The organism is Seramator thermalis, from assembly GCF_004138125.1.
Lineage (GTDB): Bacteria > Bacteroidota > Bacteroidia > Bacteroidales > Dysgonomonadaceae > Seramator > Seramator thermalis.
The window spans coordinates 1-13,229 of the sequence record NZ_RXHS01000003.1; the positions used below are offsets into that span (position 1 = coordinate 1).

The 13,229-nt window shown below is 46.4% G+C and carries 11 protein-coding genes and 1 tRNA gene; 1 reads left to right on the forward strand and 11 read right to left on the reverse strand.

Annotation, left to right across the window (positions count from 1 at the left end):
- Positions 1–218 (reverse strand): hypothetical protein (locus EJN84_RS12340; protein ID WP_238943918.1); only part of this gene is annotated, 218 nt, incomplete at its 3' end.
- 336 nt (positions 219–554) lie between these two features.
- On the opposite strand from EJN84_RS12340, the gene EJN84_RS03785 reads away from it, so the two are divergent.
- A tRNA-Gly gene (locus EJN84_RS03785) sits at positions 555–630 on the forward strand.
- Positions 631–723: 93 nt separating this feature from the next.
- Here the strand turns inward: EJN84_RS03785 and EJN84_RS03790 are convergent.
- Genes EJN84_RS03790 through EJN84_RS03835 form a run of 10 tightly spaced genes read right to left on the reverse strand, consistent with a single transcriptional unit; the run spans position 724 to position 12,955 of the window.
- Positions 724–1,065, reverse strand: a complete 342-nt coding sequence (locus EJN84_RS03790; RefSeq protein WP_101487782.1) for a hypothetical protein — start codon at positions 1,063–1,065, stop codon at positions 724–726.
- 5 nt (positions 1,066–1,070) lie between these two features.
- Positions 1,071–1,898 (reverse strand): N-acetylmuramic acid 6-phosphate etherase, encoded by an 828-nt coding sequence (gene murQ, locus EJN84_RS03795; protein WP_129594192.1) that lies wholly within the window; start codon positions 1,896–1,898, stop codon positions 1,071–1,073.
- 50 nt (positions 1,899–1,948) lie between these two features.
- Positions 1,949–2,785, reverse strand: coding sequence for an ATPase (locus EJN84_RS03800; protein ID WP_129594193.1), 837 nt, complete (start codon positions 2,783–2,785; stop codon positions 1,949–1,951).
- Positions 2,786–2,805: 20 nt separating this feature from the next.
- On the reverse strand, positions 2,806–3,984 hold the full coding sequence (locus EJN84_RS03805) for an acyltransferase family protein (protein ID WP_129594194.1): 1,179 nt from the start codon (positions 3,982–3,984) through the stop codon (positions 2,806–2,808).
- Between the two features lie 15 nt (positions 3,985–3,999).
- On the reverse strand, positions 4,000–5,241 hold the full coding sequence (locus EJN84_RS03810) for an exo-beta-N-acetylmuramidase NamZ family protein (protein WP_129594195.1): 1,242 nt from the start codon (positions 5,239–5,241) through the stop codon (positions 4,000–4,002).
- 7 nt (positions 5,242–5,248) lie between these two features.
- Complete coding sequence (locus EJN84_RS03815; RefSeq protein WP_129594196.1) at positions 5,249–6,541, reverse strand: MFS transporter; 1,293 nt, start codon at positions 6,539–6,541, stop codon at positions 5,249–5,251.
- 12 nt (positions 6,542–6,553) lie between these two features.
- On the reverse strand, positions 6,554–7,870 hold the full coding sequence (locus EJN84_RS03820) for a SpoIID/LytB domain-containing protein (RefSeq protein WP_129594197.1): 1,317 nt from the start codon (positions 7,868–7,870) through the stop codon (positions 6,554–6,556).
- Positions 7,871–7,898: 28 nt separating this feature from the next.
- Complete coding sequence (locus EJN84_RS03825; RefSeq protein ID WP_129594198.1) at positions 7,899–9,350, reverse strand: glycosyltransferase family 2 protein; 1,452 nt, start codon at positions 9,348–9,350, stop codon at positions 7,899–7,901.
- A gap of 36 nt (positions 9,351–9,386) precedes the next feature.
- Positions 9,387–12,422, reverse strand: a complete 3,036-nt coding sequence (locus EJN84_RS03830) for a golvesin C-terminal-like domain-containing protein (protein ID WP_129594199.1) — start codon at positions 12,420–12,422, stop codon at positions 9,387–9,389.
- 23 nt (positions 12,423–12,445) lie between these two features.
- Positions 12,446–12,955 carry a dihydrofolate reductase gene (locus tag EJN84_RS03835; RefSeq protein ID WP_129594200.1) on the reverse strand — a complete coding sequence of 170 codons (510 nt, stop codon included), beginning with the start codon at positions 12,953–12,955 and terminating at the stop codon, positions 12,446–12,448.
- Between the last annotated feature and the right edge of the window lie 274 nt (positions 12,956–13,229).

The window sequence follows — 13,229 nt, forward strand, 5'->3', positions numbered from 1 at the left end:
TGAAAACTAACCTTGGCAAGGAACATCCAACAAAAAGTCGTAAGAGAACGATAAGAATAAAATAAACGAATGCGGAAGTAGCTCAGTTGGTAGAGCATAACCTTGCCCCAAGGAATAAAATGAAAACAAACCTTGGCAAGGAACATCCAACAAAAAGTCGTAAGAGAACGATAAAAATAAAATAAACGAATGCGGAAGTAGCTCAGTTGGTAGAGCATAACCTTGCCTCAAGGAAATAAAATGAAAACAAACCTTGGCAAGGAACATCCAACAAAAAGTCGTAAGAGAACGATAAGAATAAAATAAACGAATGCGGAAGTAGCTCAGTTGGTAGAGCATAACCTTGCCCCAAGGAAATAAAATGAAAACAAACCTTGGCAAGGAACATCCAACAAAAAGTCGTAAGAGAACGATAAAAATAAAATAAACGAATGCGGAAGTAGCTCAGTTGGTAGAGCATAACCTTGCCCCAAGGAAATAAAATGAAAACAAACCTTGGCAAGGAACATCCAACAAAAAGTCGTAAGAGAACGATAAGAATAAAATAAACGAATGCGGAAGTAGCTCAGTTGGTAGAGCATAACCTTGCCAAGGTTAGGGTCGCGGGTTCGAGTCCCGTCTTCCGCTCCAAACAAACGCTTCAAGATCGAAGAGATTCTTGAAGCGTTTATTTTTTATAACCTCGCAAAATGATATTAGACAAATCAACCCAGTGTATTTTCCCTAAAAATCGTCGGGCTCCGCTCTTACTGCAGTTATGGTGACTTCGCTAAATGAAGTATCGAAATGCGAAAGTAACATTTCCACCAGTTTGGTGTGAAAAACCGTGTATAATTTGGATGAAATATGTTTTCGATCCTTTCTCTTCAACAAACCAAAGCGCAATTCCTGTTCATCGACCCAAATTTGAGGTTTGAAAAAAGCTTCGTTTTTCCAAAGAAGGGCGCCGTATGTGAGCCGTCCGTCTGTTGTACGTTCCCATTTGTCTGCTTTTTTCGCATCGATGGCATCGTAGATCTTGTCAAGAAGCAAGTTGGGTTGATTCGTATGAATGATAATAGCCATAATGATTATAATTTTGCTTGTTCGCTGAGGAAGGCATCGATGGCTTTCTTTACCGATCCGTGCAGTAGCAGCAGGTTTTTAGCCTGCTCATACGGCAATCCCAATTCGTCCACGATCATGTTTGCGCCTCGATCGACCAACTTTTTGTTTGTTAGTTGCATGTTCACCATTTTGTTACCCTTCACACGACCGAGTTTAATCATAGTGGTCGTGCTAATCATATTTAGCACAAGTTTTTGTGCAGTTCCCGCTTTCATACGAGTGCTACCGGTTACATACTCCGGCCCGACGATCGGTTCTATTTTGATGTCGGCTTCCGCAGCAACCGGCGAGTCAGGGTTGCAGCAGATCGCGCCTGTCAGGATATGATGTTCACGGGCATGTCGAAGTGCACCGATCACATAAGGTGTTGTCCCGGAAGCAGCAATACCGACAACCGTATCGTTTTCGTTGATGTGGTGAGCAAGCAGTTCTTCCCAACCTTTTTCTAAATCGTCCTCGGCCGATTCTACCGGATTTCGCAGAGCAACATCACCTCCGGCAATCAATCCGATAACGTAGGTGTTGGGCATCCCATAGGTTGGAGGAATTTCGGATGCATCCAGTACCCCCAATCTGCCACTCGTACCTGCACCGATGTAGAACAATCGTCCGCCACGCTTCATGCGTGCAACAATGCCCGTTACGAGTTTTTCGATTTCGGGAATGGTTTTTTCCACTGCCAATGCAACTTTCTGATCTTCGCGATTGATTTCGGTCAGAATTTCTCCAACCGATTTCTTTTCCAGATTGTCATACAACGACGGTTGCTCAGTTATTTTGATAAAAGTCATATTCTTGTTTTATTGATCCGATTTCGTAATTCCTTTTCGAAACAGCCATTTTAAGCATAATATTCAATCAACCCCTCCATTGGCGAAGCAATGATTTTTCCGATCGTTGCTCCTTTTTTTGCAGCGACTTCTTTCAGATAGGGCGCATAGTGAAAGGCAATTGAGCCTACAAAATTAACTTTATTTTTGCGAAAATCGTAGTGCATGACATTTCTTTCGAAGAAATCGGAAAAACAGCTGTCAACAATGTTTCGGATACTTTCGTCGTGAATATGTTCGAGAATAAATGGCGAAAAACCTGCTAAAAATCGGCTTGGGAAAGGTTGCCTGTAAACGTTGTCGATGATGGTTGCCTGTTCGAGGCCGTAACGATCGAGTAATTTTTCCTTTAACCCGGCCGATAATCGATTTTTCAGCGCATCACTTATCAATCGTTTTCCCAGAACGGCACCGCTGCCTTCGTCCCCTAAAATAAAACCCAACGGCGGTATATGATTTACAATCCGTTCGCCGTCCCATTCACACGAATTGCTGCCTGTACCCAGAATGCAGGCGATTCCGGCGTTATGACCGCACAATGCGTGAGCTGCAGCAATCAAATCGCTGTAAACCTTAATAGGTTGTACCGTGAAATATCGATGAATTGCACGGCGAACGATATCTTCCTTTTCGGGAATGCATCCCGATCCGTAAAAATAAACGGCACTTATCGGACGATCGTTGAGCAGGGGATAAACATTTTGCCCGATTTCCCGTGCGATTTCATCCTCGGTTTGATATATCGGACTGATGCCCTTTCCGGTGAATCGATGCACGATTTCGCCCTGTTTGGATACACACCAATCGGTTTTTGTAGCGCCGCTGTCGGCAATTAAAATTTCGTTCATATTTGTCGGACGATAAATGCTTAAATTTTTATATAGATATTTTTTTTGTGGAGCCGGTAACCAAATAACCAACATATTGACACGAATGCCAATGCGTAGAGCAGTGATCCGAAATAATTTCCTGCCCATGATCGAAGAAGCACTTCATACACATATGTTTTCAGGTTCGTCGTTGCACCGTTGTGCATCACATGCAAGTTTCCAATCACATTTGCCAACACGCCGGACAATACATAGATAAATAAAGGATTTACACCGAAAGCGTGAAAAAATTTGCTCCATTTCGCCTTTTCTTCGATATCGATAATCCAAATCAACAGAGCCAGTAGTTGCGCGGCAAAGCCTGTTGTGGTGAGAACAAAGGTCGGACTCCAAATTTTTTTGTTGATGGGACATCCGTATTGCAACAACAATCCGGCAAAGACAAGGATGGTTCCCCCAATCATGATTTTCTCAACTTTCGAATGATTGTCCTTATTTTCCATTATCATTTTTCCGAATAACACTCCGATAAGCACATGTGCAATGGAGGGGATCGTACTTAACAACCCTTCCGGGTCGAACGCAATTCGATTTCCTGCCGCATCCACATCGTTATACATATGTGTTACTCCGAGTATGGCTTTATCCACAATCGCTATTATGTTGTTTTCCGATCGGTCGAAACCGTTTCCCAACAGTAAGATCAGAAGATATCCACTCAGTAGCCCGATTATTATCCCTATCAGTTTTTTGTGATTTGTCAGCACCGCAATCATTGCGGCAAATCCGTAGGCAAGTGCCAGTCGTTGCAGAACTCCCATGATGCGCAACGAATCGAAATGGGTTGCAGCCACTATCAAATTCTCGCCGGAAGAAAGGCCTCGACAAAAAGTTCCAAACCAGTTGAGGGCAAGACCAATAATGAAAATCAGGAATGTTCTTCGAACAATTTTCGAAATACATTTTTTTGTCGGCCGAAATTCAAATTTTTGGAGAGAGAAAAATGTGGATATTCCCATGATGAACATGAAAAAAGGGAATACCAGATCGGTAGGTGTCAAACCGTTCCATTCGGCGTGCCGCAAAGGTGCATACACAAAGCTCCACGATCCGGGGTTGTTTACCAAAATCATTCCGGATATGGTGATTCCACGTAAAATGTCGAGCGAAAGCAGTCGTTTGTTCGTCCCGAAGGTTGCAATGGTATTCGTATTCATTGTCTAAAATCAATTTTAGCGATAGAGGTAATATTTTTTCGAGAGTGCTTTAAACGATGCTTCGTCTTTTGTCCAATAAGATTGGATATCCGAGAAACGATAATTTTTAGAAAATTCTCTACGGATAAAGTCTGTTCCACATACTTTGTCGAACATGTCGAATCGTTTTGCGTCGGCATGTTCAAAAACTTTCTGATCGGGATAGAGTTGTGCGGCAACTTCCATCACCCGGAACTGTATGTCCGATAGACGCGCTTTTTGAAAATCGGTAATATACACCTGCACACCTTGCAGGTTTTTTCCTTGTCCTACAGAATAATAGGGTTTGATATGAATGGGGCGAAAAATGATTCCGGGTAATTTTTTCGCATTGAGAGCTTTTGCAAACTCCTCCGCATCAATCCATTCGGCGGCAAACAGTTCGAAAGGCAGTGTGTATCCAACGCCTATCGACATATATCCCAATTCGCCGAGAATTCCCGACACGGGATAGTAATTGGCCGAATGAGCAAACGGAATGTGAGGCGACGCCGGCACCCAAGCCAATCCTGTGTCATCAAACGACATTTTTCGTTTCCATTTTTTCATTTTCACTACGGTGAGTTTGCAAGGATTTTCGTGCATGAATTCTCCGTTGATCAATTTGGCCAGTTCCCCGCAAGTCAACCCATAGACGTAAGGGATTTTCAATTGGCTGACAAACGATATAAAATTGTCTTCCGTCAAACAACCTTCCACTTTGGTGCCGGTCAGTGGATTGGGTCTATCGAGTACGATAAATTCAATTCCGTTCTCTGCCGCAGCCTGCATTGCCAAATACATAGTGGATATATAGGTATAGGATCTTGTACCGATATCCTGGATGTCGTAAACCAACGCGTCGATGTTGGCGATCATTTCTTTGGTGGGCTTTCTCGTCTTTCCATAAAGAGAATAAACGGGCAGCCCGGTATTCGAATCGACGAAAGTATCCACTTTGTCTCCGGCGTAAACATCGCCTCGCACCCCATGTTCCGGCCCGTAAAGAGCTACAAGTTGCACCGAAGGAGCTTCGTGCAGAATGTCGATGGTCGATTTCAATTGATTGTCAACTCCTGTCGGATTGGTGATCAGTCCGATGCGTTTTCCTTTCAGCACGCCGAAATTGGTTTCTTTCAATATTTCGATGCCGGTTTTGATCCTTATTTTCTGTGCAAACAATGCGTTCCCATTTAGCCAGAAGCCGGCGAGCAAACAAAAAATAATTTTGTATTTCATCTTTTCTTTAATTTCCTGTTTGATCGTTGATTTTTTTCTTCCCGAATTCCGGATCGATTTTCATGAACGGAACAAGCAGTAGTGTTGGAATGGTGCAAATCATGATGAAAATGAAAAAGTGTTGATATCCCAATTGTTCCTGAATCCAGCCGGCAGCCATGCCGGGCAACATCATTCCCAAAGCCATGAATCCCGTACAAATGGAATAGTATGCCGTTTTGTGTTCTCCTTCCGAAAAATAAATCAGATAGAGCATATAGGCCGTAAACCCGAACCCGTAGCCGAATTGCTCGATTGCAACCGCCATGTTCACCCACCAGATGTTGTCGGGCTGTGTCATCGATAAAAATACATAAGCTACATTGGGTAAAGTGATTGCCAATGCCATCGGCCATAACCAAAATTTCAATCCCTTTTGCGACGCAACAATCCCACCGATGATGCCTCCTATCGTTAAGGCGATAACGCCCACAGTGCCATATACCAACCCAACTTCTTGTGTCGAAAGAGCTAAACCTCCCTCTTCGCGCGCGTCGAGCAGAAATGGAGAGGCAAGTTTTACCAGCATTGCCTCCGCAAGTCGGTAGAGAAACATGAACGCGATAGCCAATATAATTCCTTTTTTACTGAAGAAAGATGCGAATGTGTTGACAAATTCGGCAAGAATCTTCTTTGGTGTCTGATCTTTTCTTTCCACATCACCGGCCGGATAGGGCAGTATAAAGTTGTGATACGCAAAAAATGCTACAAACAAGCCCGATAATACAAAAAACGTAATGCTCCACGATAAGGATATTTTTCCGGTTGACTGTTCGAGAAATCCTGCCAAAATAATCAATAATCCTTGTCCCGTGATCATGGCCAGTCGATAAAACGTGCTTCGAATACCTACGAAAAACGATTGTTGCGAATCATCCAGTGCAAGCATGTAAAACCCGTCCGCAGCTATATCGTGTGTGGCAGAGCTAAATGCCAGCAACCAGAAGAAGGCGAGTGATGCCTGTAGATAAAAAGGTGTGGGTAACGTGAGAGCTACTCCTGCCAAACCTCCTCCAATTAATAATTGCATAGCAATGATCCACCATCGTTTGGTTTTCAAAATATCTACAAACGGGCTCCAGAAAGGTTTTATCACCCATGGTAGATAAAGCCAACTCGTGTAGAGTGCTATTTCGGTGTTCGACAGTCCAAAGCGCTTATACATAATTACCGATACGGTCATAACCATAACGTAGGGCAAGCCTTCGGCAAAATATAGCGTGGGCACCCAAGTCCAGGGTGAGCGAGTTGGTTTATTCATTTGTCGTCTGTTTTAATATTTCTTGTCTATCTGCGTCTCCGGAAAATAGTGTTGCAGTATCTCTTCATAGTCGTATCCCTGCTCCGCCATGATGGCTGCACCAATCTGACAAAGGCCTACGCCGTGCCCCCAACCGGCGCCGGTGAGGGTGAATTGTTGCGGAATGCCTTCATCGTTTTCGCCCTCGGCATCCACCACAAACGCCGAGCTGTAAAGGTGCGATTTCGACAGGGTACGCCTTATCTCGAGCTCTTTGCTGATGGTCATCACGCGTTCTGTGCCGATGATCTTCAGACGGACGATGCGCCCCGACGTTCCACGTTCGAGTGGTTCGAGGCTGATGATCTCGCCGAAATCGATGCCGGAACGTTCGCGAATCAAATTCGAAAGTTCTTCTTGAGAATAAACGACTTTCCAACGAAAGAAATCGGACGTTTCCTGATCGTAATCGTTCAGCACTTGCTTCAGAACCCGGGGATCGTGCGTGTTGCAAAATGCCGGAGGCGCACTGCGAATCCATTCGTCGGCATTTTCTTCGATGGTGAGATCGGGCAGGACAAACGACGTATCCAACGTATCGGCTTTCCCTTGCAGGTAGGGATAGGCTATCGGTTCCCACACGTTTTCGAACGTTTCCATTGCTCCGCCACAACATTTCGAAAAGCGGGCATCGCAAATCGATCCGTCATACACGAGCGTTTCGCCGCGCGTTTCTTCAATCACGGTTTTCACCAAGGCCGTCGATTCTTTGGTAATTCCCTGATAGCGTTGACAATGATCGTCGGCGCATACGTCGAAGTGAAGATGATCTTCGCGGTCGTACCAGCGAATGAGTTCGGTGGACGTCCGATATTCGGTTCGATAATCGTTGGCTATCGATTTGTTTTTCGCGGTTTGAGCCAACAGCCAACTGCGCGAAATGACGGCATGCGCCTTGAGTAACTGTTTCGAACTCGTTGCGCTCATTTCGGACGAAATCACGCTGGTGAGGTAATCTTCGAGCGCAACAATGTTGATGGCCGTCACCGCATCGTTTTCGACAATGAATTTCAATCCGCCCAAAAAGCGCTGATCTTCCTTCCGTTCCCAATGGAAGTTCACGCCGATAGTCACATCCTTCAACTCGAATGCGTTTTTGTGCGGATCGACCGGTTGAAAGACAATTTCGTCGTAACGCTCGCCCCGAAACACCATCTTTTCCTCCGATCCTTCCACCGAATAGGTGCCTGCTTCCACTAAAGCATCGCCAAGCCGGTAATCCGAAAGTAGCGAAAACCTTATCGCCGGTTTTTCGAGCAAAATGCCTACCTGAATAAATGGTTCATTCATCGTTTGCAATATATTGGATAGTTGTCGTTTATAAATTCTTTCGCGCTTGTAATTCCCAAGTGCGGATCCGGTCTTTGTAGAAATTGTAGGCGTTCGTTTTTTCGATGCTTAATGCGGCATCCGAATTGCCTTCCCAACGACGACACAAATAAAGCACATCGTAAATGCGACCGATTTGAAATCGGCGCGAAATATTCAGTCCCAGTGCATAATCTTCGCCATAACTGGTGTTAGGCAGTTTCATTTCGCGAAGAACGGGGGTATAAAATGCTCTCGGCGCACCGAGTCCGTTGATGCGCAGGGCATTGTTGCGTCCGTTCTCGGGGGTCCATTCGCGATGATCGATGATGCCGGGCGGAATCATCTGCATGTCGAAATTCGTCATTTGATACGTACCTACCACCATTGCGCAGTTCTGCTCATAAAAGGCATTCACGATTTTTTGCAGCGTGTCGTTGCCACTGTACACATCGTCGCTGTCGAGCTGAACGGCAAATTTTCCACATTTGGGATGGTGTATGCCGAAATTCCAGCAACCGCCGATGCCCAAATCGTCGCGATCGGGAATGAGATGAATCAGCCTTTCGTCGGCCGAAAACTCGTCGATTGCTTGCGTGGTGCCGTCGGTGGAATGGTTGTCGATCACGATGAGGTTGAACTTGAAATCGGTTTGCTGTGCAAGCACCGAGGCGATGGCATCCTTAATGGTTTTTACCCGATTGCGAACGGGGATGATTACGGAGGCTTCGTATTCGAATGTTCCCTTGTCGAATTCGATTTTTTCGAATTTGGGTTTCAGATAGGCGCCGATTTCCTTGAGGTGTTGCGTGCAGGCGGCTTCCATTTCTATTTGGAGCTGCCGGTTTTTGGGATCGACGTAATCGAAAATCTTCTGTCCCGACAATCGGGTATCTTCTTCCGCTTCGGTGTAAAGGTATTCGTTGATGTGGACCGGCAAGTGCTGTTGCGATATTTTCAGCCGAAGGCTGTAAAGCCCCGCAAACAGATATTTTTCTGCTCGCATTTTTCGTGCAGCATCTTTCAAAGCTTTCGTGCGGTAGAGGATGAGCGAACCAAAATCGAAATCGTCGCGCAAACTGCCTTCCTGATAGTCGATCACCGGATGATTTTTCTTTTCGCCATCTGTTGTCGCGTAGTAATCCGAATAAACCATTCCGGCCTTTGTGTCTTCGGCGATTTGCACCATGCGCTCCATTGCAAAATATCCCGGTCGGAGAACGGTAGATTTTTGATAGAGCAACGCAAAGTCGGATGTGCACTTCCGTGCAATTTTCCTGACGGTTTCGCAACTGTAGAGCGAATCGATTTCGATATTCTTGCAGCCTTTGAGGGTTTCTTTCACATCCGGCGGCGTCAACAGAAAAATATTGCGTATCGATTTCGATTGTTTCAACTCGGCAACGGTGGTCGCTGCTTGCTCGGGTTGAGAATACAGAATGAAGGCATCGATTTTTTTCATGTTATGGGAAATGATGTTTTAAAATTTTCGATAAAGTTATTCCATTGCCTTGAGAATACCGCCAATCAGCTCGTTTTTTTTATGCTGATCTTTTATGGCTTCGATCGGGAAACCCAAAACGCACGAACGGTATTTTTCTCCTTTAAAGATTATGCCGGCACTCCTGTTGTTTTCCGCATAGCGAAAAACGGTGTAGGCATTGTTGCCGGCCGGTTCTATCGCTTCGGGATGTTCCACGGCATAGCTTTCGCTGTTCGGCGTATTATAGTATTCGTAGTTGCCGACAATGGATGCAAAAGGCGAGGCTGCGGATTTTATTTTTCCGGCAACGGCGCCGTTGCTGTTTCTCAATTTAAATTTCAGCGTTTGCTCCGCCCAATTGCGATCGCGATCGGTGGCACGAGGATTGTCCCAAAAGTCGCTTCCCACAAAGGCTCCGCTTATGAGAATATTTCCACCTCCGTTGCAATAGTCCGTAACGATTTCCTGAATCTCGGGCGAAAATGTTTTGTATTTCGGCGGCATGGCGCCGCGTGCAACGCTCCACTCGCGCTGTTTGCCCAAGATCCAGTCCACAAGGCGGTATTTCGACAAACTCACCGTTCCGTTTTCCACCGCAGCGGCCGAGCACGAGACGAACGAATATCCCGCTTCGGCAAAACCCTGTCCGTGAACGTAAGGATAATCGAACGTGTTGCCGGCAATTTCGGTAGTTTCGTAATCGGCATTGCTGTCGCCAAACCCCGCTGCATCGTCGTCCATCCAGGGAATCACGCGACGAAATTCGTGCATTTGTCCCGTAAAATGGTGATCGGAAATATAGGGAACTCCATTGTCAACGATTCCCGCAAAGCCGGCTATGCTGTCGTTGGTAGTCGTAAAACTGAAGGGTGCGGAGACTCGGGTGAATCCATTGACAATGAGTGCTTCACTTTTCTGATTCGAACGGCGGCACACCGACAGGATTTCCGAAGGGAAACTCTTACCGCCGTCATTCGCAGCTACCACTCGATAGCTGTATATCTTGTCTTTTTCGATAGGCAGTTTGCACTGCGCGGATGTTACGACGATGCCATTATCGAAACCGCCTCCGTCGATGCGTGTATAAACGATGTATTTCGCAGGTTGTGCCGACGGTTCGGAAGGATCGGGCGTGGGCTGCCACGACAGTTCCACTTCGGTATCGCCCGAAAAGGCAGCTGCAAAATCTTTTACCGGCAAGGGTTGCACCACATAGGGGCGATTGTATTGCGAAGCAATGAATTTGAGCATTCCCTTGTAAACGGCGCGGCTGACTGTGAAACGAAACGCAGGATCGAGTCCGTAGCGCATGTCGGCAAAATTTTGGTGCGAAAGCAGTTCGAGCAGCATGGTCGGCACGTTGGGTGTGCGTGCTTCGGCATACGATCGGTTCCACATCGGGCGACGCGTCCAGTCGGGTTCGAAGTTGCGGCGAACGTCGTCGGTAATCTGTTGCATGATCAATTCGGTGAGGTCGCGTGAGGCCTGACGCGAAGTTCCGTTTTCGAAACGTTCGTCGTTGAAGTGCGTCATGTAAATGCCGAGCGTGCCTACGATGCTGTCGCCCCATAGTGTGCCCGCATCGCTGTGAAAAGCAAATGCCAGATCGATCGGTATTTTCAGCCCTTCGGCTTTGGGCAGCACCGGAGATCCGCCTGCCAGATAATTTACCCAAACGCCGCGACTCGCATAGTCGTCGGTGTAATCGTTTTTCCCTTCCGAGCGGTTGTAAATGCTGTCGGGGATTCCGGCCCATTGCTGCCAGTAGCGCGATCCTTCCGCATAGCGGGGATAGCCGCTTGTTTCGGGCGAGTAGGGGATAGCCGTAACCGAGGTTTGCGTGCGTGTTGCCGATTCCGAACTTTTGGCGTTGACGCTTTCAAATCCCCGGACATTCGGCATTCGGGCGATGTTTCCCATTCCTCCGCCAACCTTCACGGCATCGGCAACGATGGTTCTTCCCGCTTTTCGCGATTTGTTGGATAGCACCACTTTGTTTTCTTTGCCCGGTTCGAAAGGGAAGTATCCGAGAAAAATCCATGTTCCGCCGCCCATTTGCTGGTTTACCGCAAAACGGGTCTCACCACCGGCATGGTGCACGGTGTAGCATGCATCGTCGGCACTGTTTTTCGTGCTTTGATAGGCCACATACACGCCGTAAGTACCTTTTTGGGGAACATCAAACGACCATTCCACGACGCTTTCTTTTCCTTTTGCAACGGTTTTTACCTGACGGGCCGATCCCATCCCGAAAGGATTTTCGCCGTCGAGATATACTTTTTTCGGATTGGCAAAGCCGGGATTTTCCGTATTCCGCCATGCTTCGCTGCCTGATGTTTCGCGGTAGGCCGTTGCCGGCGAACTTCCGTCGTTATCGATAATCAATTCCGTTTTGTTGTAGTCGCGTTCGCGAGGGAGCAACACGTTGGCGCCGGCATTTTCGAGCATGGGCACCAAAAAAGGAACGACATAACTTTGCGTATAAAGGTCTTCCACCGTTTGGAAAATGCGGGCGCGTTGCCATTCCCATCGGCCGAGTTTCTGTTCGTAGTAATATCCGTGACTTTGCCACAAAGCGATGTGATTGTTAGCCAATCCTTTGCCCGCTTTACCGGCCGGATCGGAAAGGTTGGTAACGAGCGGCGTTTTCACTTTCGGAGCGATGATGCGGCTTTTGTCCTTGTGAGCGGTTCTGTAGAAGTTTGGGATGAGATTGCTGATTTCCTGCTTGTCGCTATAAATAGCGAGACGATATTTTTTTATTTGTCCGGGCAAGTATTGTCGCACACTGTCATAGATGTGCCGAACCGTGTTTTCGCGCATGGGAAGGTACGAAAGTGCCGGATTGACGTAGAGTTCCACGGTTTTTTTGCGATTGTTCACGGCAGTGCTGTCAATCTGCACGGTTGCTTTGCTGTGAAGCGTTTCGTAATAAACGTTTGTCAAGAAGGCATTTATCTTTATCCGGTAGGTATTGTCGATGGCTTGTTGACCGAATATCGAAATCGAACACAGAAATATGAATGTGGTGACGAGCGTGGTTTTTTTCATTGATTCGGATTGTTTTGGATTTGCTACCCTGCCGGGTTTAGTTCATAGGTTTCGAAGGAATAGTCGTAGGCATGTTTCTCGTCCGACGGATGTTTTTCGGCATCCAACTGTTTCCAATTCGTCCAGTCGATATCGGGGAAAAACGTATCGGCATCGCCGAAGGTGTGATGAATGCGGGTGATATACAACCGATTTACGCAGGGTAGGGCGGTTCTGTACAAGTGTGCTCCGCCGATAATGAAAATTTTCTCGTCGTCGATCGTGGCCATCCTTATTTTTTCAGGCGTACGACAGACCATGCATCCCGGAAAATCTTCTGCCTTCCCCGAAGTCAACACGATATTTTTGCGATTGGGCAATGCCCCTTTGGGCAACGATTCAAAAGTTTTTCGTCCCATCACCACCGTATAGTTTTCGGTGATACGTTTGAAGTGTTTCAAATCGTTGGGCAAATGGCACAACAAGTTCCCGTTTTTGCCGATAGCATTTTTTTCGTCCAATGCCACCACAATGGCTATTTCTTTATTCATCATTTCTTATTTCTCATTTCCGACTTCTCATTTCTCATTTCTCTTCCCGCGTTGAAACAATGTTCCTGAAAAGTTCTCGCAGATCTTCGCAGATTTCCCCGCAGATTTTCGCAGATAATTTTGTGGAAATTGTGGCGGTAAATTTACAATTCCGAATTCGAAGCTCCTGTTTCCAACTTCCGACTTCTCATTTCTCATTTCTAACTCCTCATTTCTCTTCCCGCGTTGAAACAATGTTCCTGAAAAGTTCTCGCAGATTTTCGCAGAAAAAATCAGC